22 protein-coding genes are annotated in these 26316 nt (G+C 56.0%); 12 read left to right on the plus strand and 10 right to left on the minus strand.

Going from position 1 to position 26316, the window contains the following annotated elements:
* Positions 1-57: 57 nt before the first annotated feature.
* Both HY298_02685 and HY298_02690 read right to left on the minus strand, forming a co-directional pair.
* Complete coding sequence (locus HY298_02685) at positions 58-888, minus strand: hypothetical protein (protein ID MBI3849186.1); 831 nt, start codon at positions 886-888, stop codon at positions 58-60.
* Between the two features lie 260 nt (positions 889-1148).
* On the minus strand, positions 1149-2129 hold the full coding sequence (locus HY298_02690; protein ID MBI3849187.1) for a helix-turn-helix transcriptional regulator: 981 nt from the start codon (positions 2127-2129) through the stop codon (positions 1149-1151).
* A gap of 117 nt (positions 2130-2246) precedes the next feature.
* On the opposite strand from HY298_02690, the gene HY298_02695 reads away from it, so the two are divergent.
* The 5 genes from HY298_02695 to HY298_02715 all read left to right on the plus strand — a co-directional run bounded on the left by HY298_02695 (position 2247) and on the right by HY298_02715 (position 8236).
* Positions 2247-2390, plus strand: a complete 144-nt coding sequence (locus HY298_02695) for a hypothetical protein (GenBank protein ID MBI3849188.1) — start codon at positions 2247-2249, stop codon at positions 2388-2390.
* A gap of 663 nt (positions 2391-3053) precedes the next feature.
* On the plus strand, positions 3054-5156 hold the full coding sequence (locus HY298_02700) for a hypothetical protein (protein MBI3849189.1): 2103 nt from the start codon (positions 3054-3056) through the stop codon (positions 5154-5156).
* Positions 5153-6133 carry a hypothetical protein gene (locus HY298_02705; GenBank protein MBI3849190.1) on the plus strand — a complete coding sequence of 327 codons (981 nt, stop codon included), beginning with the start codon at positions 5153-5155 and terminating at the stop codon, positions 6131-6133. The genes HY298_02700 and HY298_02705 overlap by 4 nt, the downstream gene beginning before the upstream one ends.
* A 674-nt stretch (positions 6134-6807) precedes the next feature.
* The gene (locus HY298_02710; GenBank protein MBI3849191.1) at positions 6808-7431 is read left to right on the plus strand and encodes a fibronectin type III domain-containing protein; all 624 of its coding nucleotides are present in this window, start codon (positions 6808-6810) and stop codon (positions 7429-7431) included.
* 85 nt (positions 7432-7516) lie between these two features.
* On the plus strand, positions 7517-8236 hold the full coding sequence (locus tag HY298_02715; protein MBI3849192.1) for a cyclic nucleotide-binding domain-containing protein: 720 nt from the start codon (positions 7517-7519) through the stop codon (positions 8234-8236).
* A gap of 6 nt (positions 8237-8242) precedes the next feature.
* Here HY298_02715 and HY298_02720 read toward each other — a convergent pair whose 3' ends face one another.
* On the minus strand, positions 8243-8539 hold the full coding sequence (locus HY298_02720) for a hypothetical protein (protein ID MBI3849193.1): 297 nt from the start codon (positions 8537-8539) through the stop codon (positions 8243-8245).
* A 142-nt stretch (positions 8540-8681) separates the two neighbouring features.
* Here HY298_02720 and lspA point away from each other — a divergent pair, with 142 nt between their 5' ends.
* Complete coding sequence (gene lspA / locus HY298_02725) at positions 8682-9197, plus strand: signal peptidase II (protein MBI3849194.1); 516 nt, start codon at positions 8682-8684, stop codon at positions 9195-9197.
* A gap of 86 nt (positions 9198-9283) precedes the next feature.
* Positions 9284-10237, plus strand: a complete 954-nt coding sequence (locus HY298_02730; protein ID MBI3849195.1) for an RluA family pseudouridine synthase — start codon at positions 9284-9286, stop codon at positions 10235-10237.
* 12 nt (positions 10238-10249) lie between these two features.
* Here HY298_02730 and HY298_02735 read toward each other — a convergent pair whose 3' ends face one another.
* From HY298_02735 to lnt, 3 genes are all read right to left on the minus strand, one after another.
* Positions 10250-11668 (minus strand): hypothetical protein, encoded by a 1419-nt coding sequence (locus tag HY298_02735; GenBank protein MBI3849196.1) that lies wholly within the window; start codon positions 11666-11668, stop codon positions 10250-10252.
* A gap of 6 nt (positions 11669-11674) precedes the next feature.
* The gene (locus HY298_02740) at positions 11675-12301 is read right to left on the minus strand and encodes a sigma-70 family RNA polymerase sigma factor (protein ID MBI3849197.1); all 627 of its coding nucleotides are present in this window, start codon (positions 12299-12301) and stop codon (positions 11675-11677) included.
* Between the two features lie 75 nt (positions 12302-12376).
* Entirely contained in the window at positions 12377-14053 is a 1677-nt protein-coding gene (gene lnt, locus HY298_02745; protein MBI3849198.1) for an apolipoprotein N-acyltransferase, read from the minus strand.
* A gap of 138 nt (positions 14054-14191) precedes the next feature.
* Between lnt and HY298_02750 the strand changes: the two genes are divergently transcribed.
* Positions 14192-15211 carry a hypothetical protein gene (locus tag HY298_02750; GenBank protein ID MBI3849199.1) on the plus strand — a complete coding sequence of 340 codons (1020 nt, stop codon included), beginning with the start codon at positions 14192-14194 and terminating at the stop codon, positions 15209-15211.
* Between the two features lie 41 nt (positions 15212-15252).
* Positions 15253-16149, plus strand: a complete 897-nt coding sequence (locus HY298_02755; GenBank protein ID MBI3849200.1) for a type II secretion system protein — start codon at positions 15253-15255, stop codon at positions 16147-16149.
* A gap of 20 nt (positions 16150-16169) precedes the next feature.
* Here the strand turns inward: HY298_02755 and HY298_02760 are convergent, their stop codons facing one another.
* Complete coding sequence (locus tag HY298_02760) at positions 16170-18374, minus strand: beta-galactosidase (GenBank protein ID MBI3849201.1); 2205 nt, start codon at positions 18372-18374, stop codon at positions 16170-16172.
* 301 nt (positions 18375-18675) lie between these two features.
* Between HY298_02760 and HY298_02765 the strand changes: the two genes are divergently transcribed.
* The 3 genes from HY298_02765 (at position 18676) to HY298_02775 (ending at position 23433) form a co-directional block, all read left to right on the plus strand.
* Positions 18676-19686, plus strand: coding sequence for a hypothetical protein (locus HY298_02765; GenBank protein ID MBI3849202.1), 1011 nt, complete (start codon positions 18676-18678; stop codon positions 19684-19686).
* 92 nt (positions 19687-19778) lie between these two features.
* Entirely contained in the window at positions 19779-22145 is a 2367-nt protein-coding gene (locus tag HY298_02770) for a VWA domain-containing protein (GenBank protein MBI3849203.1), read from the plus strand.
* A gap of 148 nt (positions 22146-22293) precedes the next feature.
* Positions 22294-23433, plus strand: a complete 1140-nt coding sequence (locus tag HY298_02775; GenBank protein MBI3849204.1) for a VWA domain-containing protein — start codon at positions 22294-22296, stop codon at positions 23431-23433.
* A gap of 432 nt (positions 23434-23865) precedes the next feature.
* On the opposite strand, the gene HY298_02780 is transcribed toward HY298_02775, so the two are convergent.
* From HY298_02780 to HY298_02790, 3 genes are read right to left on the minus strand one after another with little or no spacing between them, the layout of a single operon-like run.
* Positions 23866-24717: a hypothetical protein gene (locus HY298_02780; GenBank protein MBI3849205.1), complete on the minus strand. Its 852-nt coding sequence runs from the start codon at positions 24715-24717 to the stop codon at positions 23866-23868.
* A gap of 5 nt (positions 24718-24722) precedes the next feature.
* Positions 24723-25523 (minus strand): 3'-5' exonuclease, encoded by an 801-nt coding sequence (locus HY298_02785; GenBank protein MBI3849206.1) that lies wholly within the window; start codon positions 25521-25523, stop codon positions 24723-24725.
* 13 nt (positions 25524-25536) lie between these two features.
* Complete coding sequence (locus tag HY298_02790; protein ID MBI3849207.1) at positions 25537-25713, minus strand: hypothetical protein; 177 nt, start codon at positions 25711-25713, stop codon at positions 25537-25539.
* Positions 25714-26316: the final 603 nt, after the last annotated feature.

A 26316-nucleotide genomic window follows, 5' to 3' on the forward strand; every position in this document is an offset into this window, starting at 1 on the left:
GGCACCCGGCAAGTCCGATGACGCAGAGGACGAGAAGGTCTGCAAGCCGCAAGCGCATTAGAAACTGATCCCGAAGAGCAGGCGAACATTGACACGCTCATGGCCTTCAAGCTCCAGGTAGCTATTGCCGTCCGGGTCGGTGCCAAAGTTCGCACCGTAAATTTGTGGCAGAATGGTCAGCGCTGCCCACCATTTCTCCTGACGATAACTGACAACCGGGCCGACAAACAACGCTGTATTCTCCCACTTGTGGTACTCTGGAAGCTCGTTGTGGTCCCGCAACTCCAAGCCTATCGACCACCGTTTGTTCAAGTCGTAAGCGACACCGAGAGTGGCTTCCAGTTCACCTTCGGTTTTGTGAAAATTGTCTTCCCATTCCGTGGCGTGAGTGAGGTTGAATGCCCATTTCCAGTCACCATGCCGCTGGCCCACAATAATCTTCTGCTCCAGTTCCGCTTCTTCGCCGGAGAAGCGTGGTTCCAGATACAGTGTCAACCCGACGGTGTGTTCGGCAGGATTGAGCACCATGTAACGGTTTTCAATGGAGACGCCTTTGAAGTCGAACTTTGAAACGTCGGTTGCCGGGCTGGTGCTGACGTCACGGTAACTTTCGGCGGCGGTGTTGAGATAAAGGGAAACGCTATAGTTGTCCGTCACGCCGTATTCCAGTTCCTCCCGTAATTCCCAAAAGTTGAAGTTCTGCTGTTTCACGGTGCCGCCCGTGGTGCGCTGCGTGCGCAAGGTGACCCATTGCTCAAATTCCATGGCGCCTTCCGGAAGGGTTTCGGGTTCGTAGGTGTAGGTGAAGCGCCGTTCGTCTGCGCGAGCGCCCATCACGCACATGACAGCGACCAACAGTTCAATGGACAGTTTGCTTCGTATTTTCATATTCGATTTGAATCACTGTTTGTTAGGAGTTGACGCATGCAGAAGTCCCCAGTCCGCAACGCGCAGGAGGAACAATGCAGCCCCAATAATGCACCAAGCCGACCGAATGGCTTGAACGGTGGGCGACGTTGCCGCACTTTTTGAATTCTTCATGCCGAAAAACTCTGACATGAAGACGTGCTGACCGCTAACGGCGGCTTGTCATTTATTGACGGCTGCTTGCGGAGGAATGAACAACGGGGAAAGCAAAGGCCGGGGAATCATCTCTTACGTCTCGCCAATCGCTGCGACGGTGTGGTGAGCGGGAACAAACCGGGGCAGCAGCCAAACGTTTCATGAAACACCGCGCTGAAATGACTCAGGCTGGAGTAGCCCACTTCGAGCGCCACCTCGGTCACGTTGTGTTCGCGCGACCGCAGCCAGTCAGCCGCCTTATCCATGCGCAACTGCCGCAAGTATTGCGTGATGGTCTGGCCTGTGTGGTTGGAAAAAATGCGGCTCAGATAAAAATGGCTGCAGCCGATCTTCTTCCCCAATTCCTCCAGTGTCGGCGGCTCGGCGAGATTCTGTTTCAGCAAAAAGATGACCTGTTCAACGCGTTCCTGAGCGAGCCGCTTTTGCCGCGTGCAGAACATTTCCCTCTCCGGCGGCGGCTGGAGCAGAAACGTCACCGCCAGTTCCAACGCCTTGCACTGATACCAGAGCGGCTGCGCAGCGGCATAAACCGGCGGCTGTCGCAAAGCCGAGATGAGGTACTGCTGGCTGGCCGTGAGCCGAACGGTATTTCCCGACACCAACTGGCACGGACAATTCTCCACCGCCGCGCGGACAATCGGATGCAGCATGGCTTCGGTTCCTGCCAGATGCTTTGCCAGAAACGGGCACGAAAACTCCACCGTGAGAAACTGATGTTGCTGGTTCGCGGATCGCCTGGCTGTGAGTGGTTCGTCCTTGCGATGATAAAATCCCGCCGTGCCCGGCGCGAACTCCGCTCGCGCTACTGGCCCCTCCACAAACCCGTGGCCGTCCAGATTCAGACAAAGCTCAACGGAGCCGGGATGAAAACTCGCCGCCCAATCGAATTCGCGTTTCGCAAAAAAATCATGCCACTCGATGCTGAAGCCTGTGCCGCGAAAGCTGCCGAACAACGGCTGCCAGCCACCGCCCGTATCACGCCACGCCTCGGCTTCGGTGAAAGGCGCGGCGGGCAGGCGTTGAGTTTTGGAGACAAGATTCGCCATTCTTGTCCATTGCATGAACAACAGACGTTTGATTTTCAACGACCAGCACTATCTTGGCAAGCCTTTCTGCGGGCGAATGTGATTGATTTTTCACGTGGCTGTTGATACCATGCGGAGGTGCACATCCGACACTTTCACTTTCATTTTCCCCGGCACAAGACGGGTCGGCAGCGGCAGGACATGCGCACGCTTTTCTACACCGTGCTCTTTGCTTTGGGCCTGAGCGCGCTGGTGGCCTTGGTGATCTATTTTCTAGGTTGAGGGAACCACGCCTACGTGAAATCAGTGGCTTACTAAAGTCTTCCCGAAACAGCATCACGAATGGCTGCGGCAATTGCTGAATCGTCACCGTCCGAGACGTGTCGCTCTCTCTGCTCGTCAACGACATACTCCGCTGGTGTACCTCGCAAGATCGTCTGCTTGACGAGCAGCTTGCCTGCGAGCCGAAACACTCTTGCACCATACTTCGGTTGGTTGGGTTGCGTCTTTTTCGATTGAGAGGGCATAAAATTGTGGTCAGTGTAACAGACCAAGATTAAGCCAAGCTGGGCCAGTGAAGCAAGCACTAACCCCCATATTTCAGGCGATGTAAGACCAAATTTCAAAGCGTCAAGCAATTCGGCCCTCTGCTGGAACAGGATTAAAACTAATTGGAGAATAACCTTGGTGGAAGCGGCGACTTAAGTTAAAACAGAGCAGTCGAAAACTATGTAATACAAAACAACAATCCATTTTGCGTAGCTTTGGCTACGGGCTCATCAGAAAACCGCGAATTTTCAAGAGTCAACAGACCTGTCAAGCGCGCGCCAATCGGGCGCGGCTTGGCGCGCTCTGTTGACGGGCGCTTCGCGGTGCCTCTGATGGGGGTGCGTTAGGTTCGCGCCCCTTCTGTTCCGTGACGAGTGCTCCGCTGGAAAGGAATCTATGAAGAACATCAAATCCGGAGTGCTCATTGCCACAATCATCTCACTGGCGGGTTCGCTGTACGGCCAGGGGAATCCATTTCAAATTTACAGCCCTACAGTCACCGAGGAGCGTGCCACCAGGTTAAGCTGGGAGAGTGAATCAAACACAGTTTACCGGATTGAGTATGCCGCTGAACTTGTGGACACAAATACCGGGCTTACCGCATGGCAGACGCTCTACGATTTTTATGCCTCTCATGGAACAAACACTTTCTGGCTGGATACGGGAAATTATCTCCTTGAGCCACCCATTTTACATCCCAAGAATGTACCCATGCGCTTTTATCGGGTTGTAAATGAAGGGACAAATGCAGGCCCTGCGCCAACGGTTACGATCACGTCTCCGACCAATAGCTCTACTGTATTTGGAGACTTAACCGTAATTGTTTCCGCGAGCACTGACCAAGCCACAATTTCAACAAAACTTTACGTGGATGGCGAAGAAATGCCCGCACCGAATGACAGCACGAATTACGTGAATAATTCAACGAACTATTTGATAGACACATACGTTATCAACACATGCGAGTGGCCGAACGCTTCTCACACTTTGTTCGCGGTAGCCGAGTGCGCCTCCGGATTTCCTTGGCCAACGGATGCTGCCGAAGTTGTATTTGGCCGAGCCGTTTCCGCTTTTGTTCCGGTTACCTTTGACAATCTCATAACAAAGTACTCCTTCTCCGAGGCATTTTTTAACCCTGATGTGGGCCAAACGCAGCAAGTAAGCGCCGTCTTTACCGCAAATGTGGATTGGACTCTTGAAATTCAAAATGATTCGACCAATTCTGTGCGGACAGTTACTGGTAGTGGCACCTCAATGCAATTCGATTGGGATGGAAAGGGCGATGGCGGCACGAATTTGCCAGCCGGCGTTTATACTTATTTGCTCTCGGCAGAAACCAACGGCCAATCGTTCTCATCTTATTCGGGCCAAGGTTCCGGTGACAGCCTATCCGGTGCGTCTGCCGACCTCGGCGATTCCACGGAACTGTTAGCTATGCCAGCAGATGGTTCAGGGTCTGCCGTGCCGCTGATTATTTATCCTCCGGGGATTGACACAAACAATCTGATAATCTTTGAAGGTTCAATGCTGGATTATCAGGCTGACAGCATCTTGTTGTCAGCCGCTGGATCCGACATTGCGTTGGATAGTGGCGGCGCGGCTGCCGCTGCTGCTGGACCATCTCAATCGACTCGTGCCCCTGTTCGACTGCCGACCAATCCGGTGAACAAAATTGTCGGCAATTTCGGCCTGGCTTATCAAGACTACTGGCCGAATGGGATTTCACTCCAAGCGCCCCCAAATGGCCTCGGCCTTGGCCAGCGCATTCAATTGGAGAATACTTCAGGAAGTACGACCCACAATTATCGCGATCTCGCAAATAATAGTGAAAACGACAGGTTTATCAAAACGATGAAAAGGGGCGCTTGGTCGTCGGGTTTCGTGAAGAAAAATTATGACTTGCGAGGCTCCGATTTGCGCAAAGCCTCGCTTGGGGGTACAAACATATTCAATACTAATGGAGTCAGCCTGGGAATGCTTTACCTACACGGTTCATTCGGCACGTCTCAAGACTTTGATCAGGCGTCGGGCGCGAACGGGGCGATGCAGATATATTTTGCGATTGATGGTCGTCCGAATGCGAGCCCCTCTTGGGTTCGGATGTCCGAGATGGATTTCGGGAGCGCCGGCACGAACGGACTCAAATGGATGGCCCTTATGGCCTGTAACAGTCTTCGTGAAGATAATTGGAACAGCATTCAGAACATAGGCGGCTGGACGCCGTTCAACAGCAATCTTCACCTGTTGTTGGGAACTGATTCCGTTGCGGATGCTGGGGGAACAGTATTCTGGGCCAAATTCATGCTCGGTCTCGATAACAATCCCAAGGAAACCATCATGGCGGCTTGGTATGATTCCGGAAAGTCACAGGCGCAACCTGGCCCGCTCAAGTTCGCTGTTGCTGGCTACGTCGACGTCAAACAGGACATGCTGACCGGAACAAACAGCTTTACCCCGCAGGGTAGCATTTTCTACGAAACTCAAATCGTTAAGCAATGAAAGGGATTTCCGTCCTCATTGTGGTTCTGACGGCCTATCTGACCTGTTTTGGACAAAATGCACCGCTCGAACAATTGGGGCGTCCGTTTTTCCAAACCAATATCAACTTGATTTGGAACGCACCGACCAACCATCTGCCACGCGCGTTATGGGTTTATCGAGCATTGCCGTCGGAGGTATCTCCGGCGGTAATCTCAAACCTGCTGGCCCTGGGTTCGTTCACAACCCGAGACCGCAAGAAAGTTCCCGGTTATCCGCACACCATCTCATACGCCGATCCAAGTGGGAAAAGGACGCTATGGATCGTTCCTGAGTGGAGTGATATTCGCTACAGGGATTCCGATGCGGATGACATGAAAATTGCCGAAGGCGTGCCAGATAAGCAGCAAGCGTTTGAACTGGCAACCAACTATTTGTCGAAACTGGGAATTGAACACAGTCAACTGGGCAGAAAACCTGACAGTTTTGAACTCCGACCGTACTTCAATGAGGGGAAAGCAATGTTGTACCACCATAAAGGAGAGCCAGCATACGCCACCAATCTACATATGCGCGGAGTAGTCTTGATGCGTGCACTTGACGGCGTTGAATTTTATGGAGGCAGCGCTCGGGGTGGTTGCACCATTGAGTTCGGCCATCACTCTAGAATTTGCCAAATCGATGTCGCTTGGAGAAAATTTAAGCGTGACAAGCTCTATGCTGTAGCTGAACCGGAGAAACTTTTGAAATGGATTCGCACAGGTACAGCGGTCTGGCAAAGTTCGCCGGAATGGCGGAGTCCTGACTGGTCTTCAGCCAGGAAAATGACAATCACAAAAGTAACTCCGTTTTATTACGGCGAAGCTCGTAGCGAGTTCGATAAGCCACAGAATCGGATCGATCCTTTCGCACAACTGGAAGCCACACTGGATACTGGTAAAACAAATTTCCCCATCCTAGTGAATTGCCCCATCCTTGAGGAGAAGCCGCTTCGTTAACATTCTTGTCAGCACGTCGCTGGCCTTTGTCCCAAAAACGCATCCGGTACTCGCGCGTCTCTACGTCTCGACACAAAAAAAGCGGCCGCCGTTTTCGAAGGCCGCTGTGAGTTTGCTTGATCCTTCGCATTACGCACCGCCACCGGCTTTTTGGACGGGACTACAATCGCCGTTGGCCGTGCCTGATGTTCTGGCCGAATTGGTTAGATTAAGGCTCAATTCACGGTTTTTGACCGAGAATTGGCGTTTTTCGACTCCTAAAGCCTGTTTTTCGATCTGCGAACTGATTCCGCCATCAGCGGAATGAGTTTTCCCACCAACGAAACCAGTTTGGCGACGAGCGCACCGAGTTTTCCTGCCAGCAAAGTCATTCGGCCGACAACGAACTCACTTTTCCAGTCAACAAAGTCAGTTCGCCGACCGCGCATTGAGTTTGCCGACGAACAAAGTCTGTTTGCTCACCAGCAAACCGGGTTCGCCAATCGGCAAACGGGTTTGTCGCTCAACGACCCGGCTTTGTCACTCCACAAGGCGATTTTGTCAGGACATTTTTTCACTTCCTAAGTCCGCATTCCCTTTTGTGAAATGAGAAAAACAACCGCTTGCATTCCCTTGCTTGCAACGTAAATTGAATCGTTCAGCTTATTAACAGTCAACCAGAGAGGTCTTTGCTTATGGCCAAAATAAAATTGAATCTCGGTAAACTTTCCGTCGTACAAAGGATTGAATTTGCCCAGCAGGTCATTGACGCCATGGGCGCCAGTCCGCATTTCCCCGCACCAAACCCAACGTTGGCCGACCTCCAAACCTTGGTGGACACGGCAACGACCGCAAAAAACGACGCCCTGGCCGCGCAACAAAATGCCCAAATGAAAACTACCGAGCGCAACATGGCAGTGGATGCCTTGGTGGCCGGTCTGAACGCTGAAGCGGCTTATGTGGAGAGCGCCAGTGGCGGCGACACGGCCAAGATTCAAAGCGCGGCCATGGATGTTCGCGCCACGGGCGCGCCCATGGGGCCGGTGGCTCAACCACAGAATTGCGCTGCTACCGCTGGCGACAACGACGGCGAATTGGATGCAACTTGGGACAGTGTGCGCGGAGCCAAGAGTTACGAAGTTCAAACCAGCCCCGAGCCGATGACGGCCACGAGTTGGGTGCATCGCACCAGCGTTACCGCGTCGAGTGTCAAGTTGAGTGGTTTGCCTTCGGCGACTCGCTGTTGGGTTCGCGTGCGGGCAATTGGGGCTGCCGGGCCGGGGCCGTGGAGCGATCCCGCCACCAAAACGGTGCCTTGAGTAGGTGAAGTGCGCGCTGTGATCGACAACACAGGAAGTCGTTTTTTACCTCCTTTCCGGTCGCGCATTTGCCATATATTCCAACATGGCATCCGGAGATACAGGCCACGGATTTAACATCTGGGGCGAGGACCATGCGGTCTATGGCCCGGTGGAATTGCCGCTATTGGTCGATTGGGTGAAGGAACAACGCGTCACGGCGGACACCTGGATTTTTCCCGAAGACGACAATACCTGGCGCAAAGCTGCGCAGTTGCCGGAACTGCAAATGTTCTTCCGCGCTCAAGCCTTGCCGAGTGCTCCCGACGCGCCTCCCACCAATAATCTGACCGTCTGTGGCATCAAGCCGGGATCACTGCGGCGCATGAAGATTCTGGCCGACCTCGACGAGCCACAACTCGAGCGCTTCGTTCAATTCATGGAAGTGCATCAACTCCGTCAGTGGGCGGAGATCGTGAAACAGGGCGACAACGGCGACGCCATGTATCTCATTCTCGATGGTGAACTCCGGGTCCGCATGATGATCGGCGGCAAGGAAACTATTTTGACCACCCTGAGTATCGGCGAGTTCTTTGGAGAAATCTCCTTGTTCGACCATGGCCCGCGTTCGGCAGACGTGATCGCCAACAAGGACAGCACGCTGCTGAAAATCTCAGGCGACGCCTTTGAAAAGCTCATCCGCGAAGCGCCGGAGTTGGCTGCTCCATTTCTGTTTGCCATCGGCAAAACTCTCGCCGCCCGCATCCGCGCTGACAACAAACGCTTCGGCGATTCCCTCGCCTTCGCCCGTGCCGCCGGACACTAATCTGTCTCAATCGCCGAAAAGCTTTTTGAGCTGCTGACGAGCGGCATCCTCGCGCGGGTTTTGCTCAATCTTGGCCACCCACTTCCGCCGCACGAAATCAAAATACTCGCAGAAATTGCCCACGTGTTTTTCCGCCACTGGCTCCGCCCGGCGGTCACGGCATTGCTGCGCCGCGCGCACATCGTAACTGACGCAATTCAAACAGACCCGTAAATCCGCGCCGCAACGATGACAACTCTCGCTGCGTCCCGGCAAACCGGCCAGCGTCCATTCCCAACCACATCGGTGACAATGCCGTGTCATGCCGCGATTCTAATTTCGCCCCGTTGATTTGCCAGTGAAGAATGGCGGTTGGGAGGCTGCGGTCACTGGGAAATTCAATTGTCTTTTGGGCCGCGCTGGATTAAATCCTTCCACGTTTCCGGCATGAAACCCTGATAAAACCATGATTCACACGCCCAATCGTCGCATCGCGGCAGTCGCCCTGCTGGTGCTGCTGTTCGATCAGTTGACCAAACTGGCGGTGCTGAAATACCTCGGCTACGCGCAGGAGCGGGTGATCGTGCCGGGCTTCTTCAAGTTCGTCCACTGGGGCAACACGGGCTCGGCGTTCAGCATGTTTCCGGGCAACAACGAACTTTTGGCCGTGGTCGCGCTGGTTGCCTTGTTGGTGTTGTTTCTCAGCCGCCATCATTTTGATTCACGCACGCCATTGGGCCAGCTTTCGATGGGACTGATCTTCGGCGGCATCGTGGGCAATCTGATTGACCGCCTCCATCCGGCGCGACAACACGTCATTGACTTTATTTATTTTTATCTGCAACGGCGCGGTGGCGGTGAAGTCGGTTTCCCAGCGTTCAATGTGGCCGACAGCGCCATCTGCATTGGCGTGGGCCTCATCTTCTTTCTTTCGTGGAAAAGCGAATCCCCGTCCCGCCAGACGGTGGAACCGCCGACTTGAAGTGAAGGCGACTCCTCGATCGTTGAATTGCTCCAACGACCATGCTTCAACGCCTCAATGCCTCCGCGGGTCAAACGCCACTACCCATGTCGCCTCGTACTGAAATCATCACCGTGGAAAAATCTTTGCCTGCCGGGCGGCTCGATACGTTTATGCGTGCGCAATTTCCGGCGGTGTCCCGCGGCACGATCCAGCGGTTGATCGAGCAAGGCCACATTCGGGTCAACGGTCGCGCTGCCAAATCAACTCACCATCCGCACGCCGGCGAACTCATCGAAATTTACTGGCCGGAGGCGCGTCCTGCCGAAGCACGGCCCGAAGAAATTCCGCTCGACGTCTTGTTCGAGGACGCCGACCTGCTGGTGTTGAACAAACCACCCGGGCTGGTGGTGCACCCCGCGGCGGGGCACGAGGAGCACACGCTGGTCAACGCGCTGCTCCACCATTGCGCCGGGCAACTCAGCGGCATCGGCGGCGTGGCCCGGCCCGGCATTGTGCATCGCCTCGACAAGGAAACCAGCGGTTGCCTCGTGGTCGCCAAGAATGATGCCGCGCATCTGTCGCTGGCTGCGCAGTTCGCCAGCCGCAAGGTGAAGAAAATCTACCACGCCATTGTCTGCGGCGAAATTCAGCGCGACCAGGGCGAAATCCGCGTCGCCATCGCCCGCCATCCCACGCATCGCAAACGGATGGCCGCGACCGATGATCGCGGACGCGCGGCTTGGACGAGTTATCGCGTGCTTGAGCGTTTGAACACCGCCACACTCGTCGAAGCCCGCCTACACACCGGGCGGACTCATCAAATCCGCGTTCATTTTCAGCATCTCGGTTTTCCGCTGATCGGCGACACGACCTATGGCAATCGACAAAACAAGCGCTTGGAGGAGTTGACCGCTTACTGCGCGCCTCGCCAGATGTTGCACGCGCAAACGCTTTCCTTCATGCACCCGCGCACAAAGAAGAGGCTGACGTGTGAAGCTCCATGGCCCAAGGATTTTCAGGAGGCGCTACAAGTTTTGCGCGGCATTGACACTCCTTGACGACAGGAGCGGTCAGGGGTTCACCGGCAGCGCCTGGATTTCCAGGGTTTTGCTCCCGCCAATCAACGCTGTGCCGTTGATGCGGGAGTTGAGCAGCAGCGGCGGCAACTGATTCTGCAGAGGTAGTTGAAGCTGGCCGGTCGCGGTCGTGCTGACGTTTGTTTTGTAAGCATCGGCGTTGCTGACATTCGCCAGCAAATGTCCGCTGAAGACCACTCTCTGATTCAAACTGCGGTTCGTGCCCTCGACGCGGAAGAAATAATCCTGCTCCGCTTGAAGCTCAGATTTGACGCCGGTCTTGAACACATCCACCTTCGCCGCCATTTTGGCTTTCCGTTCCCGGTTGCTCGCAGTGGCTTTCCCGTCGGCGTCTTTCTGTTTCAAACTCGTGTCGGCGATTTGCAGAAATCCCGCATAGGTCGATCCATCCCGGTCAATCACGCGCACCTGGTTGCCGCCCTGCCCCGTGGAATCTGCCCATCGGGCGCTCTGCGAGGTGTCCCCACTGCTATTCCACGGGGCAAGTTCCATCTGGAAGGAAGTCAACACCACGTTTGCATTTGAAGATCGCGACGCCACGCCGCCCTTGGCGACCGGCACCACTTGCGCGAATCGTTGATTGACCGTCGCGCGGGAAAGCTCGTTGACACTTTTCTGTTCAAGTTCCGTGGCGGTATAGAATGCTTGTGCGGGCGGGGTGATCTTCGTGGCCGGCAGAGGTGACGGCGCTGAGGCGGGCGCGGGCGCGGTCAAACTTCTCGCGGCCAGTTGCTTCTTGGCGGACTCGCTTTCCGCGAGGACATCGGATGGCGTCAAGCTTGAATCAGTTCGTGGATTGTTGGCGTTCACGGCAACTCGCCCATCGGCGAGTGGCGGCGCAGCGGCAGGCGCAATCGTCTGCGTAGAGGATTCACCTCCTGAACCCGCCGGCTTTTTTCCCGGACCGACATCCCGGCCGCCGAGTCGCTCGACCAACGTCTTGTCCACCGCGGATTTCTCCAACTGCTGCGGTTCGTTGGAAGGCGCAGCCGCAAGGCTCAATGGTTGTTCCGCTGGCGGGGCGGCTAACGTCGGTTTGGGTGTCAAGATGTTGTCTGCAATTTGATCGGCCGATTGTACAACCGAAATTGTTTCGCCCAGTTCCAAAGATTTGGTCGTTTGATTCTGCGTCTGCCAGAGCATCCATGTCCCAACCAGCAGGACAGCGAACACAGAAACGCCCAACGCGATGCGTGGCCAAAGACCGGCGAACAATTGCGAAAGAAAACTGCCCTGGCGCGGTGAGCGCTTCGGAATTACCCGTGCCACCTCGGACTGAAGCATGTTGCGCGTGGCCGGATGCAGCTCTAACGGCGCACCCGCCTCCGTCCGACGCTTGTCGGCGTAGGCTTTAAGCTGCTTTTCGATGTTGCGTTCCGGTTCGGTTGCCATAGCGATCTAAAGGTTAGACGGGAAAGCGGCGGATTTCTCTTGCGAAAATGCCAATCGCACGATTTCCTCCAGTCGATCCAGGCATTTGCTCAGTCGCGAACTGACGGTCTTCAGGTTCAAACCCAACGTCTTGCCGATTTCCTCATAACTCAAATCGCCGAAGTAACGCAACTCGATGATTTCCTGGCATGGATCGCCAAGCCGGTCGAGCGCCTGTCGCAGCGCCGCCATCCGCTCAGCATTCATCAGAATTGTGTCCGCGCCGGGCGCAGCGCTGGGTGGATCGATCACCAGCCCGTTCTCCGGATTTTCCGCGTGCAGGGAAATAGGCGTTTGTCCCCCGCCACGCTTGGCGGCCCGCTGATGTTCACGGTAGTCGCGCGCCTTATTGGCAGCTATGCGGAACACCCACGTTTGAAAGCGGCTTCGCCCGCTGAATGAATCGAGATTCTTGATCACCGACAGGAACGCCTCCTGACAGATTTCCTCGACATCCTCCCGTGTGAAGTCGGACGCCAGTTGGAACACAAAGCGTCCCACCGCCGCATAATGCGAATCAAACAGTTCATCCCACGCCTGCGCCTCGCCCCGGCGACACCGGGCAATCAAATCGGCTTCAGGCGCGGGATTCATCAACCGCATTTTAGCCATCGGCCGTCAAATCGCAATCCCAACCTGTCCTGCGAAACGCGCGGCCTCCGGAATGCATCAAGTCCGCGTTCCATTTACGACTCGATCTCCTCGCTGGAAGACATTCCTTATCAACATCACTGCAGTCAACACGACGCATCCCCACCCAAACCAATCGCCGTATTGACGGTAAAAGGTCGGCGGACGTTTCTCTCCAACCGGCAGCAATGGAATCCGCGCCAGTTTGAAGCCGGCACCGTAAATATCTCTGGTTCCTGGAAAATACACTTCGTGCAGTCGTCCATGCGAATCGATCCAGCAGGTCAGGCCGTTGTTGGTGCATCGAACGAGCGGCAGGCCGTTTTCCACGGCGCGAAAGAGCGCATCGACGGCGTGTTGCCATTGGGCGGCACTGTCGCCGAACCAACCGTCGTTGGTCAGGTTCAACAGGAAATCAGTGTCGGCTTCCACGTATTCGCGAACCAGATGCGGGAAGACATCTTCGGAACAGATCAGCACGGCGATCTTGGCTTTGGGCTCGGTCAATTGAAATTGCACCGGGCCGTCGCCCGACTTGAAGCCGCGATCAAGCGTACGGAATCTGTTCAGGAAAGAAAACCAGCGGCCCAGCGGCATGTATTCGCCGAACACGACGAGATGCCGCTTGTGATAGCGAGCGACCAGTTCGCCTTTCGGATGGACGAGGAAACTGCTGTTGAACCAATCAACCTGCGGTGGATCACCGGAATTTTCCCGCGCCCGAAAATCATTCGCGCCAAGAATCATCCAGGTCTTGTGGGGCAGGACGAGGTTGGTGATGGCGTGATGAATGGCCAGATTGTAGCGGGTCATGAAATTGGGCAGCGCGGATTCCGGCCAGACCAGCAGTTCGGGTTGCGCCGCCAAGGCCTGCTCGGAAAGGTGAACCAGTTTGTTGAAGCGATTGGTCTTCTCGTTGGGGTCCCAAATCACGTACTGCGGAATGGCGGGCTGCACCAGCGCCACTTTTAATTCGCGGCCGGACGGTTCGGTATCTGCAAGTCGTGTGAATCCAAACGCTACCACGCCAGCCAACGCCGCCAATGGCGGGGCCACTTCAGCCAACCATGCCCGATGCGACGCGCGATGTCGCTGGAACATGAGCGTGGCGCCAGCCAGCGCAACGGAAACCCAAACAATCAGGAATGAAACTCCATAGACGCCCGTCACCGAAGCGATCTGAATGAGTGGAAGAAATGTGAATTGAGAAACGCCGAGCGAATACGGAAAGCCGGTCAGTATCCGTGCGATGCCCATTTCCATAGCCACCCACGCGGCGGCGCAGGTGAAAGCCCACACTGCCCGTTGTCGCCAACTCAAGGACAATAATGAATCCGCCAATTCTGCCGGGCCGGAGGACGAATTATCCTGCGCAAACTTCTTTGGGAAGCAGCGACAACAAACCCACACCCATGCGACAGTGTAAAGCGCCATGAGTCCGCCGACGGCCAGCCAGGCAACGACGGCGCGAACCGGTATCGGAATCCGTAACAGCCAGTAGAATGGCACGAGGTATTGCACCACACCGGCCGCGTATCCCAGCAACAAGACTTTTCGGGTGGGCTGGCCCAGCGCACTGATCAGTATCAGACCGGGCGCCAGCCAGGCCAGCCACGCCAGTTCAAATTTGGGAAAGGCGAGCGCGAGAAGAAGTCCCGCCCCCAGTGCGAGGGTATATCGTCTCCAATCCAATATCTGACGAGCAGGTTCCTTCAACCACCACAGCTTCGCCAATTCAAATTGAAACTCAAGGCTCGAAGATCAACCGGTTTGATGCATTTTCCTTCACGGACATCGAGGCTTGACAAATCTTTCGGTGAGTAAAAGCTAATCGTAATTCATTTCTCCGAACCTATGAAAAAAGCGATGGTGCTATTCATTTTTGGTTTGCTGGCCGCGCGCGCATCGGCAGTTCAGCTCTACGAAGCGTTTGCGTATCCCCCGGCTTCCAGCCTGGCGACCAGCACAAACGGTCAAGGCGGCTGGATTCTCACCGCCGGAACCAGCCCGACGATACAGGCCGGTTCGCTATCGACGCCCGGTTTGGCCCCGCCTTCCGATGGCAACAGCCTGGTTTTCGGCGGCGTGCAGATGGAGGTGCGCCATGCCTTGACGAATTTACTCGGCGGCGAACAACCCGGCGCTTACATGTATTCGCTGGCTTTCAAAGTCACCAATTTGGGAACGATGACCACCAACGGTGACTTCATCGCCGCTTTTTCTCAATCGACTCTGACCAGCGCTTACGGCGGGTTGTTATATCTTCGCAAGGACATCTCAAGCACTCCCAACGGTTACAACCTCGGGGTGGCAAAAACTTCCGGAGTGGGCGGAGATGTTGAATGGGACACGAACGTGTACCTGGTGGGAGAAACCAATTTTGTCGTTTGCCGCTATGCGACGCCCGGCCAAGGCGATGTTTCGTACTTGTGGATCAACCCTGATCCGTCCACCTACGGAGTCGCTGATGCGAATCGCCCCGCCCCCACACTCACGGCTACAGCCGGCACGGATGCGCTGACGGGCGTGGGCCAGTTTCTACTTCATCAAGTATCGGCGTCGGAAGGCCCCGGCGGAATTGTCGTCGATCAAATCCGGGTCGAAGGCATCTGGCCGTCGGTGACGCCGATTCCCCTGAGCATTACCAACGCCATCACGGACGGCACGAATTTGTTCCTGTCCTGGGGAGGTTTTCAAAGTGTTTATTTGCAGCAAACCACCAGTCTGACGCCACCGGTCACTTGGAGCAATCTCAACGGCGGCTCGTTTAGCAGCGGCAACAACAATGGCAGCATTCGCAATTACACGGTTACCAACGCCACCGGCGATCCGGTGCCCAAATTCTTCCGGCTTCACGCGTGGTACGCGGAATGACGGGTTTGACTTTTCGGAGCCGGGAGCTAATTTCGGTGACCATGCGCGGAAAACAGTATTCAACAAATCCTTCTACGTCCGCACGCCAACAACCGCGGCCTCCGGCGAATTCCTCGCCTGAGCCGGTCGGTGCCTTCACCTTGATCGAATTGCTGGTGGTCATCGCCATCATCGCGATTCTGGCGGGGCTGTTGTTGCCCGCGCTTGCCAAGGCCAAAATCAAAGCGCAAGGCATTCAATGCATGAACAATCTCAAACAGTTGCAGTTGGTGTTTCTCATGTACCCGGACGATAACAATGACCGACTGACCTCCTCGGGTTACACCTCGCCCGTTGAACCCACTGCGTGGGTGAACGGCTGGGAGGATTTCAATGGAGGCAACCCGGACAACACGGACACGCGAACCCTCACAGATCCCGCCCGGGCGAAGTTCGCACCCTATCTCTCCAGTGTTGCCGTTTACAAATGCCCGGCGGACCATAGTGCAGTGACCGTTGGTGGCAGACGGATCGAACGGATTCGGAGCCTGAGCATGGGCCAGCAGTGGGCCGGTCCCGGCGATTGGTTGGATCCAGCCGGGTTCGGTATCAACGGCACTTCAAAGAAGTACCGGGTTTATTTCAAGAAGTCGAGCATCGATGTCCCCGCCATGCGTTTTGTGTTTCTGGATGAACACCCGGACAGTCTCAATGCCGGCGGATTTGCGAACATGATGGTCGAGAGTCCGGCCGCTGCAAGAATCATTGATTTCCCAGCCAGTTCGCACAACGAGGCCGGCGGCATCTCGTTCTCGGACGGCCACGCCGAGATTCGCAGGTGGCGCGATGCGCGAACCCGCCCGCCAGTCCGCTACAATAGCAACCTCCAGTTGAATGTCGCGTCGCCCAACAATGAGGACATGATCTGGCTGTCCGACCGCACTTCCGCCCGTAATTGAGGAACGCGCCCGCGCTGGGTTCAACCAACTTGAATGGCAAACATCGCCAGCGTCTCCAATCGGGGGATTGTGATAGTCGTTGCTCTTTGCTTCGTCTGATGTTTGATCAGTTTGTTGCCGGGTAACTGCACAATTGATCTGATTCGTTTATCTCCCAACCGAAGGTGAAGCTTGATGCCTTCAATGGGAATGTTCGGAAGGTCTTTTTGAAAATTGACCAGGCTCAAGAGGTAGCGCCGCCGTTCCGGCTGATGAAACATTGTCACTTCAACGGCTGCCGGCGCGTCGGCTTCGTAATGGTATTTGTTGCTGAGCGAGCGGATCAGCCTGATGAACGTCTCGCCCAACCCTTCGATGGTTTCCAGCAAGCTGCTGCAATAGATGGCACGGCCTTTTCCAAATTCATGGAGCACCACCTCTGGTCGGTCGGTCGCTTCCCACGGTGGATTGCTGTGGATGGATGAAAACTTCGTCGGGTCGGACGCCGGCCACGGAAGCGTGGTGGTGGCCAGAACCTGTGCCGTTGGGTGGGTTTTGACTTCCATTCCATAGCCCTTAACGAACGGCGGATATTTGGCGCTCCAATCCCCGAAAAGTTTTTGGCCCGCCACAGCCGGCGCGATGTAATGCTCACGATCCTGCCAGTCGGCTTTGACGAGCGAAACTCCGAGCACGTCCGCCAGCATGAAATCCTTTTGCAACTGGCCACGCTTGTTGACGAGCGAGGTTCCACCACTGGCGTAAAGCGTTCCGCCGCCGCGAACCCATTCGCGAATGGCGGCAATCTCCTCTTCATCCATCAGGTTGACGTTGGAAAGGATGAGCACCTGGCACGTCGCCAGTTTCGCCAACGAGTGTTTGGTGATGACGCCGAACGGCAGATGATTCGCAATCAACCATCGGCTGGCCGTCATGGCGCTTGCCGTGTGGGCGTCGGAAGTGTCGGCCTGGCTGGTGGACTTACCGTTTCCCTTGAAATTAAACTTCGATTCCAGGCTGTAATAAACGGCAATGTCCATGACGCGCTCGCCTCCAAGATGCGGATAAAACGGCATCAAGCGGTCAAAGATCCGCCCCATACGCTCGTGCGCGTTCGGGTTCACCGTGCCAATGGGATCAATCGCATCGATGAAAACAAACGCGGCACTGTCCGCAATCGCAGCAGACGCTTTGGCTTCCAGCAGTTCTTCGGATTTGCGCCCCGTGTGGTCGCGCAGTTCCGCGGAAAAACTCGTTTCATAAGCAAACGGTCGATTGGGCGTGAGGTCTTCGAGCAGCTTGCGCACGAACGAACCTTGCAGTGAGTCACCATAAAAATCTCCTTGCAGAAAATCATTCTGCTTCACGAGTGGCGCGCTGACGCCGAACGTCCAGTTCAACGGATAAGTCGAGGATTGATGTTCCACCGTCGCGGTTGGCTTGAGTTTGCGCACGGTGCCAGCGGCGACGGCGGCGAAGTCGGCCAGCCACTCCTCGCGTTTTCGTTGCAAAGTCATCCAACGCTCATCGAGCCAGTTCACGGTCGTGGGCATTTCTCCACCCACCTCGTCGGCAAACCGCCTTCGGCAATGTGAGCAATAACAGACGCCAACCCAGAACGTCATGTCAAACCGCATTCCCTCGAAGTCAAACGCGCGGCAGATTTCCTCGACCCACGCCCGGACGTATTCGCGGTACGGCGAGTTGGGACAGACGACGCCGTAACGGCTGCCCACGCCGTATTGCGCGCCGTCGTGCTTTTCCATGCGCCACTCTGGATGTTGGTCAAACGCCCAGCGGTCGTGAATCAGACTGGTGTAGAGCACCACCGCGATGTTGCGGGCATGACAGCCTTCGATCATCTCTTGAACGATGTTGCGTCCCTTGAGACCCCGATGTTGCTGGCCGACTTTGGTTGGATAGTTGAACAACCCGACGTGCGAATGCGCGTAGCAGACGATGGATTGCGCACGGGATTTGACCAGCATCTGCACGTATTGATGGGCATCGAATTCCGAGAGAAACTTTTCATCCCAATCCGGGATGTGCATGTCGATCACGGCACGACGGTAAGCGGTTTCATACCATTTCCTCGGTTTCGCTATGCGCAACGGTTTACCGGGCCCTGGCTTTTCTGCAACCTGGGCCAGAAGGCTTTCCGCAGAAACCGTGTTGAAGGCGATCAAACCGAGGGAACCGGTGGCGAGAAAGTTCCGACGAGAAAACTGGTTGATCGCAGGGCTCATTGGAAGGATTCTGCGTCGTGATTGCAGCCAAAGCAATCCTTGACCAATAAGTTGATGCGACGATGACGCATCCTGGCGCTGCTCCCGCACGCGTAGCGCAGGCATCCGGCTGCGGGTTCGCGGGGCGTCCGCGCCTCGTGGATCGGGCTTGGCCGCGAGACGCGGCCAGAACCTGCAGGCGGGGACGCCCGCGCTACCGGGGCATTTCCCAGATGCGCCTTCATCAGAGAAAAGGAAGCATATTCGATTGCCAATCCGCTGCAGCCGCATATCGTCCAAGAACCTAAATCTACCACTGGCTATGAACGTAAAGAACTTGGTCCTCTTGCTTCTGGCGACCACCACCGTTGTGTTTGGCGCGCTGTATCTCAATCAACGACTGCTTAACACCCAGACGCAGGCACGCTTAACGGAGGTCGAGGCCGGTTTGAAACAGCAACAGGAGAACGAGGCCAGCAACGCCGCGCGAAGAGAGAAGCAAACTCGCGAGTTGTTGCGAAACCGGCTCTCCAACCCAGCCGCCAACCCGGCCAGTCAACCATCACAACCGGAGCCGGCTTTGTCCGCCGCTCCAACCAACACTGAGGCCAAAGGAACCAAAGGTTTTTTTGAAATGTTGAAAACCCCGGAGATGCGTGAGCTGGTGCGGTCGCAACAAAAGGCGTTCATGGGCGGATTCATCGACCAGTCCTATGGCGCGTTCTTCAAGCAACTGAATCTGACGCCGGAGCAGACGGCCACCTTGAAGAATTTGATCGAGAAGAAATCCCTGGTAGCGGCTGACATGGGGATGTCGATGCTGGATGGCGACCTGGATGCCACCAAGCGCAAGGAACTTGCTCAGCAAGTCAAAGAGTCAAACGAAGCCACTGACGCGGAGATCAAGCAATTCCTCGGCGATGAAAATTACGCCCAGTTCCAGGCCTATGAGAAGACGCAGCCGGAGCGGATGCAAATGAGCCAGTTGAAAAGCCAGTTGGCAGGCGCGGGCGCACCGCTCAGTTCCGAACAAGAAACCCAGTTGATCCAGGCCCTGAGCGAAGAACGACAGAACTTCAAGTTCACAACGGATTACAACGATCAGTCCAAATTCACCGGCGACTTCGCCGAGTATTTCACGGATGAAAAACTGAACTCCTTCAGCCAGGAAAAGGCGCAACTGGACGAGCGCTCGCTCGTTCGTGCCCGGGAGATCCTGACGGCGGAGCAGTTCGCCTCGTACGAAAAGTTTCTAACCGCCCAACGGGAGATGCAATTGAGCGCCATGCGGATGGCCGCCAAGATGTTCGCCCCCAAAGACGCGGCCAAATAGCTGGAGAGGTTTCCAACCGGACCGCCGGCGGCTTCCACATGTAGCGGCTGAAATTTTGGGAGCATTTTCCAGAGCGCCCCGTCTAACCGGGTATGAAGCGATTGATTCTTGTGACGGCATTGTTCGCGCTGCTGGGAACAGCGTTGCCGGGGTTGGCTGCCGGCCTCATCATTGTTCACGACTCCGAGTTCTGGCCCGGACCAATTCCGCCGCCGCAACCGATTCCCCCGCGCCCCATTCCTCCCTGGCCGCATCCGCCGCGACCGATTCCCCCGCCAAGAGTTTATCCGTTTGCGCCGTTGGAGATGACTTACGCCAAGGTCAATGCGCGCGTCACGGACCAGATCGCCGTCACCTCGGTGGATCAGGAGTTCTTCAACCCAAATCCGCAACGGCTCGAAGGCACGTTCATCTTTCCCGTTCCCAAGGGCGCGCAGATCAACAAATTCACGATGGAGATCGACGGCAAACAGGTCGAGGCGGAGTTGCTGTCGGCGGAGAAAGCAAAACGCATCTATGAAGACATCGTCCGCAAGATGAAAGACCCGGCCCTGCTGGAATATTCCGGACGCGATCTTTTCAAGGTGCGCATCTTTCCGATCGAGCCGCACAGCAGGAAGCGCATCACGCTCTCGTACTCGCAATTGCTGAAGTCTGACAATGGCCTTGTTGATTATGTCCTGCCGCTGAACACCGAGAAATATTCCGCCAAGCCGATCAAGAAGGTCAGCGTGAAGCTGGAACTGGAAACCAAGCGCCCGCTCAAATCCATTTACTCGCCCAGCCACACGGTGGAAATCAAACGCGACGGCGCGACGCGGGCGGTCGTTGGCTACGAAGCGAGCGACGTGAAGCCCGACGCCGATTTCCAACTCTACTACTCCACGGAGAAGGGTGAGATCGCCGCGAACCTGCTCACTTACAAAACCGGCGGCGAAGATGGCTACTTTGTGTTGCTCGTTTCGCCGGGAATCGACGTGAAGGAGAAGCAGGTCGTGTTGAAAGATGTCGCGTTCGTCCTGGACACGTCCGGTTCGATGGCGGGCAAGAAACTCGATCAGGCGAAGAAGGCACTCCAGTTCTGTGTCGAGAACTTGAATGACGGCGACCGCTTCGAAATCATCCGCTTCTCGACTGAAGTCGAACCGCTGTTCGACAAGTTTGTGGACGCTTCCAAGGCCAATCGCAGCAAGGCGAACGATTTCATCAAAGAGTTGAAGCCCATCGGCGGCACGGCCATTGACGACGCACTGAGGAAGGCGCTTGCTTTGAAATCCGAAGTCCGAAGTCCGAAATCCGATAACGACCGTCCGTTCGTCGTGATTTTTCTCACCGACGGCCGGCCCACCATTGGCACGACGGACGAGGAGCAGATCGTGGCCGGCGTCCGGAAAAACAGCGGCAACACCCGCATCTTCTGTTTCGGCATCGGCACGGACGTGAACACGCATTTGCTCGACAAGATCACCGAGGAGACGCGCGCTTTCAGCCAATACGTCTTGCCGGAGGAGGACATCGAGGTGAAGGTCTCGAATTTTTTCTCGAAGATCAAAGAGCCGGTGCTCGCCAATCCCAAGCTCCACTTCACTGGCGATATCCGAGCGACCAAGATTTATCCTGCGCCGCTTCCCGACATTTTCAAGGGCGAGCAGCTCGTCGTCGTCGGCCGTTACTCCGGCAAGGGAGATTCCGCCGTTGTCATCCAAGGCACGATCAATGGTGCGCGAAGAAAGTTGACTTACGAAGTCAAATTTCCGTCGGAATCTTCCGACCACGAATTCATCCCGCGCCTTTGGGCGACGCGGCGCGTCGGTTATCTGCTGGATGAAATTCGTCTCCACGGCGAGAACTCCGAGTTGCGTGACGAAGTCACCGACCTGGCGCGCAAATACGGCATCGTCACCCCATACACCGCCTACTTGATCTTGGAGGATGAGAAACAGCGCAACGTGCCGCTCTCGACGCAATCATTGCCGCAACTCAACACCGATGGTGTCGCTAACCGGCTTGTAGACGAGGCGTATCGAAAATTTAACAGTGATAAAAGCGGAGATTCCGCCGTCGCAGCCTCGCGGTATGGTCTCGCACTGAAGTCCGCCAACGCATCTGCCGAGGCATTGGCCGAGGGCAGGATTGAATCCAGCCGCGCTTTGGGTGTGCCGCCCCGGCCTCTGACCAGCAGTGCCGTTGCTGCCGGGCCAGCAAGCGCTGCGGAGCGTGTTGTCCAATATAGCCAGCAGACACAATTTGCCGGCGGGAAGAACTTTTTCCAGAACGGCAATCAATGGCTGGATTCGCTGGTGCAGAAAGTGCCCAACGCGAAGAAGGTCCGCATTCAATTCAACTCGCCGGAGTATTTCGAATTGACCACGAAGAACTCGAAGGCATTGCCCTGGCTGGCGCTGGGACAGAATGTCCAGTTCGTTTTGGAAAACACGGTCTATGAAATTTATGAGTGAACCATCGGAGAACACATTTACGAAACTGACAGCACTCTTGAACAATGTAGCCGCCGAGGTAACGAGGCCCTCGATATTTCGGATTTCGGATTTCGGATTTCGGATTTCAGAATGCGCCTCCTCACGTCGGCGGCTACGAGCCGCCCGGGTGTGCCAACGATTCTTCGCCGTGATCGCGGCGCTGGCGATGTTCGCATCGAGTTCAGCAGTCACGAAGTCTGCCGAGGCGCGCACTTCCAAATCTGCCAAGCCTCAAATCGAAGTCTGCTTCGTGCTGGACACCACCGGCTCGATGAGCGGGTTGATCGAAGGCGCGAAACAAAAAATCTGGTCCATCGCCAACGAGATGATCAGCGCCAAGCCGACGCCGGAGATCAAGTTCGGCCTAATCGGCTATCGCGACCGCGGCGACGAATACGTCACAAAGGTCTTCAACCTCACCGACGATATTGATGACATCTACGCCCACCTGCAATCGTTCCAGGCTGCCGGTGGCGGCGACACACCGGAATCCGTCAACGAAGCCCTCGATGACGCCGTCAGCAAGCTGACCTGGAGCACCAACCGCAGTGTGCTCAAGATAATGTTTCTTGTGGGCGACGCCCCGCCTCACATGGATTACGGAAACGGGCCGAAGTATCCGGATGTCTGCAAAGCGGCGATGAAGTGCGACTTGATCATCAACACAATCCAGTGCGGAATGATGGGGGAGACCACACCAATCTGGAAGGAGATCGCCCAACTCTCGGAAGGTTCGTATGCCGCCATTGGACAGACCGGCAACAAGATCGCCATTGCGACGCCGATGGACAAGGAGTTGGCGGAGTTGAATCGCAAAATTGGAACGACTCTCGTCGCCTACGGCGACGAATCCGCCCGACGATTCGCATTGACCAAACAGGTCGCCTCAGAAGCGGCTCCTGCGTCCGTGGCCGCTGACCGATTGCGCTTCAATTCAGCGAGCGGCAAAGCAATTCAAGGCGGCGGCGAACTGCTCGATGCCGTCGCCAATGGCTCAGTCAAACTGGACTCGGTGCCAAAGAGCAAACTGCCAACGGAATTGCAAAAGTTGAACGCGGAGGAATTGAAGGCGTATGTCGGAAAGCAGCAAAAACAACGCGCGGAATTGCAGGATCAGATCCGTGGCTTGAATGAAAAACGCCAGACCTACATTGACGCAGAAAAGAAACGTCTCGCCGCCAAAGGCAACGCCGACGCCTTCGATGAAAAAGTCGCCGAGATGATCCGCGCCCAAGCCGCCGAGAAAGGAATCGAATACGGTAAATAGACTTCAGCCTGGAAACCGTAATTGGAAAGCCACAAAAGAACACATAGAACGCAAAGTCAGCCCCGACATCTGATGTCAGGGCCGTAGGGTTGAATCGCCTCTCTTGTGCTCTTTGCGTTCTTTTGCGGCAAAGTGAACTCCGGAGTTTAGGTTCAGCCGAACGACAAATTAAACGTCGGGGCCATGACTCCCTTCAGCCTTGAAACGGCAGTTGTGATGAACCGCGAACCACGCGAAAACAGAGAGCTTGAAAGGGATGGGAGGCGGAGGGATTCCTTCAACGGCCTGCGTGGCTGTAGCCTTACTGGGACTCTCTAACACCGAACACTCCGGCGCGGCGAAGGGCGGCTGGGTGAAGAAAGCCTTTTCCGAGAGCCACTTCTCCGTTCGCGTATTTCGTGTGTTTCGCGGTTTCCTCTGCTTCTTTTAGGTTTAGACTATGCCAGTGACTGGCTCACCGGACAACTCCTTGATCTCCTCTGCCAACTTGTCCGCCTGCTTCGCCAGTTCGGTGCTTTCCTTTTCGAGCAGTTGCTTCCTTTCCTCCGCCAGTTCTTCCAGCACGCCGGTCTTCTTCTCGCTGAGTTGGCAAAGCTCGTATTCGGGGCTTTCTCGGAGCCGATTCAAAGACTCAATCACGTTGATGATTTCAAGTTGCAACGTTTCGTAAAGCCGCCGCAACTGCGTCAGTTCCACTTCTTCGCTGAAGTCCAGCTTCGACCAACCCTGACGGAGAATGAATGCGTGCGGGTCTTCCGCGATTTCCCGCAGCGTAGCAATGTCGCCCGCGTCCTTGGCCCGATTGATGGCAGCGGTCAGCTTGTGATACGTCTCCAACTTGTCCGGCTCGTGTGCGAAGCGGTCGGGATGGTACAGCTTGACGAGCTTCTTCCAAAGCCGCGTCAACTCGGCCTCCTCGTCGGCAGTAAGCTGCTTCTTTTCGGCGACGGCTGCCGCTGTCTCCTCGTAATCCTTGTCGCTTTGGGTTCTGGCTCGTTCGTAATTTTCCTCGGCCTGCTTTGCTTCCTCCTCGCCACCGCGAATCAGAGAGTCCAGATACTTCTTCCGGTAGTCCACGACGAGCCGCAGTTGGTCGCGCTTCTGGTAATGCTCGCGCAACCGCCGGAAAAGCACGGCTTGCACGGTGTCAACGCGGGACTTCTCTTTGGTATGGGTGGCTTCCAACTCCGCCAAACGCGCCCTTGATCCGGCGACAAGTTGTCGGAGTTGCTCCAACTCTGGATTGACGTAAATCATCAGCGCGGCAACGCCGGCTGCGGACAACGGCTTTACTCGCTTGCCCCGCTCTCAATTTCCGGCGCTGCAAACACCGCCGTGTCCGGTTGCGTCGTCGCCATTTCCAGTTGCCGCAAATACCAACGGCCCATCTTCCGGGTGCGAGCGTTGGAAGAACCGGCCAGCCCGTCGAGCCAGCAACGCAATTCCGCATCCTTACGGGCTTCTTGAATCAATCGCCCCTTGTGCTTTCCAAAGGCGATGCGGGATGGAAACCATTCTTCCGCTGCAAATTCGACCAGCTTCTCCCACGTATCCAAACCGCGATGCCCGGCAATGGGGCGAAGCACCTGCGCCATCAAGTCCGCGACCGTTTGCACGTCGCCCAGCGCCGTGTGCGCGCCGCATTCGGGCAGGCGATAAAACTGCCGCAACGTTTGCAGCTTGCAGTTGCCGGCGGGCACGGGATCGAGCAGCCGCTGCGCCAGCCGCAGGGCGCAAAACCCGCGACGGCCAATCGCGCCGATGCCCAGCCGCTTCCACTCCGGCTTCAACACTTCATCCAGATCATATTCCAGATTGAATGAAACAACCGGCAGATTGCCTGCGTATTCGGCAAACTCCCGATAAACTTGATGCGCCGGCTCGCCGTCGCGCTCCAGAATCTCGCGCGTGTAACCGTGAACGCGTGATGCCTCGGTGGGAATCTCCTGATTCTGATTCAGCAACTCGCGAAACGGTTCGCCCTCTGCCGACCATCCACGCATTCGTTGCGCTGCCACTTCAACCACGAAAACCGGCGCGGCCAAGCCGGTCGTTTCAATGTCGAAGAGAATCCACTTGGCAGCCTTCATGTCCGGAAGAATTTCACTCGCCCTTTTTCAGCATAAGATAGCGCCGGTCGCCTTCAGCAATTTCCACGACCGTCATGCGCGTTACAATGCGGTCCAAATTCCCCGCGATTTTCTCATGGTCTTCATCTAAAACTCTATCCGCAGACGGATTGTTAGCAGCCAGTTTGTAGAGCTTGTATGCTTCAGGCAAATCTCGCTGGACACCGTATCCGTTCTCATAGCAGACGCCCAGGGAGACAGCAGAAGCCAGCAGACAGAAGTCAGAGGGCAGAGGGCAGAGGTCTGGAATTGAATTGAGCCTCGTTACCTCGTCTCCTACGGGGTTTCATCTGAGTTTCCGCCCGAAGCGCTGTCGATTCCCAGGCGATGCCGGGATTTTCCGGCGGTCTCTTCCCGAGTCGGGAAAACTCCCACCGCCCCTCGCACATCAAGCTGGCGCGGAGGCTGGTGAGAATTTCCGCGTTCATTTCGAGCAGCCAACACGTCGTGCGACCCACGGGAGTCAGGCCAATGATTTGTTCGCCCTCGAGGCGGAAGTGTTCCTCCCATCGGTCGCGGCGCGGATGGAACAGCCGGGTCAACTCACCCGTGTCGGGATCGAAGCTGGCAAGGTTCGGGCCTTTGTAGAGGTTACAGAAAATGCACGCCCAAGCCAGGTTGTCGGCGCATCCAATCCTCCGTGTTTCCGGGCAACAACGTGTTCGACGTGGAAGTCCTCCGGCTCCAAGGCGAAGTCCGGCAGGCGGCAGTATTCACCACGGGCGACCGCGCGTTGCCTCACCAATTCCCTGTG

It is taken from the genome of Verrucomicrobiota bacterium (genome assembly GCA_016200005.1).
Classification (GTDB): domain Bacteria; phylum Verrucomicrobiota; class Verrucomicrobiia; order Limisphaerales; family PALSA-1396; genus PALSA-1396.

Bases quoted from the DNA above. Each gene is read 5' to 3' on its own strand.
- HY298_02685 (MBI3849186.1), bottom strand. From the start codon at position 888: ATGAAAATACGAAGCAAACTGTCCATTGAACTGTTGGTCGCTGTCATG.
- HY298_02690 (MBI3849187.1), bottom strand. From the start codon at position 2,129: ATGGCGAATCTTGTCTCCAAAACTCAACGCCTGCCCGCCGCGCCTTTC.
- HY298_02700 (MBI3849189.1), top strand. From the start codon at position 3,054: ATGAAGAACATCAAATCCGGAGTGCTCATTGCCACAATCATCTCACTG.
- HY298_02705 (MBI3849190.1), top strand. From the start codon at position 5,153: ATGAAAGGGATTTCCGTCCTCATTGTGGTTCTGACGGCCTATCTGACC.
- HY298_02710 (MBI3849191.1), top strand. From the start codon at position 6,808: ATGGCCAAAATAAAATTGAATCTCGGTAAACTTTCCGTCGTACAAAGG.
- HY298_02715 (MBI3849192.1), top strand. From the start codon at position 7,517: ATGGCATCCGGAGATACAGGCCACGGATTTAACATCTGGGGCGAGGAC.
- HY298_02720 (MBI3849193.1), bottom strand. From the start codon at position 8,539: ATGACACGGCATTGTCACCGATGTGGTTGGGAATGGACGCTGGCCGGT.
- lspA (MBI3849194.1), top strand. From the start codon at position 8,682: ATGATTCACACGCCCAATCGTCGCATCGCGGCAGTCGCCCTGCTGGTG.
- HY298_02730 (MBI3849195.1), top strand. From the start codon at position 9,284: ATGTCGCCTCGTACTGAAATCATCACCGTGGAAAAATCTTTGCCTGCC.
- HY298_02735 (MBI3849196.1), bottom strand. From the start codon at position 11,668: ATGGCAACCGAACCGGAACGCAACATCGAAAAGCAGCTTAAAGCCTAC.
- HY298_02740 (MBI3849197.1), bottom strand. From the start codon at position 12,301: ATGAATCCCGCGCCTGAAGCCGATTTGATTGCCCGGTGTCGCCGGGGC.
- HY298_02750 (MBI3849199.1), top strand. From the start codon at position 14,192: ATGAAAAAAGCGATGGTGCTATTCATTTTTGGTTTGCTGGCCGCGCGC.
- HY298_02755 (MBI3849200.1), top strand. From the start codon at position 15,253: ATGCGCGGAAAACAGTATTCAACAAATCCTTCTACGTCCGCACGCCAA.
- HY298_02760 (MBI3849201.1), bottom strand. From the start codon at position 18,374: ATGAGCCCTGCGATCAACCAGTTTTCTCGTCGGAACTTTCTCGCCACC.
- HY298_02765 (MBI3849202.1), top strand. From the start codon at position 18,676: ATGAACGTAAAGAACTTGGTCCTCTTGCTTCTGGCGACCACCACCGTT.
- HY298_02770 (MBI3849203.1), top strand. From the start codon at position 19,779: ATGAAGCGATTGATTCTTGTGACGGCATTGTTCGCGCTGCTGGGAACA.
- HY298_02785 (MBI3849206.1), bottom strand. From the start codon at position 25,523: ATGAAGGCTGCCAAGTGGATTCTCTTCGACATTGAAACGACCGGCTTG.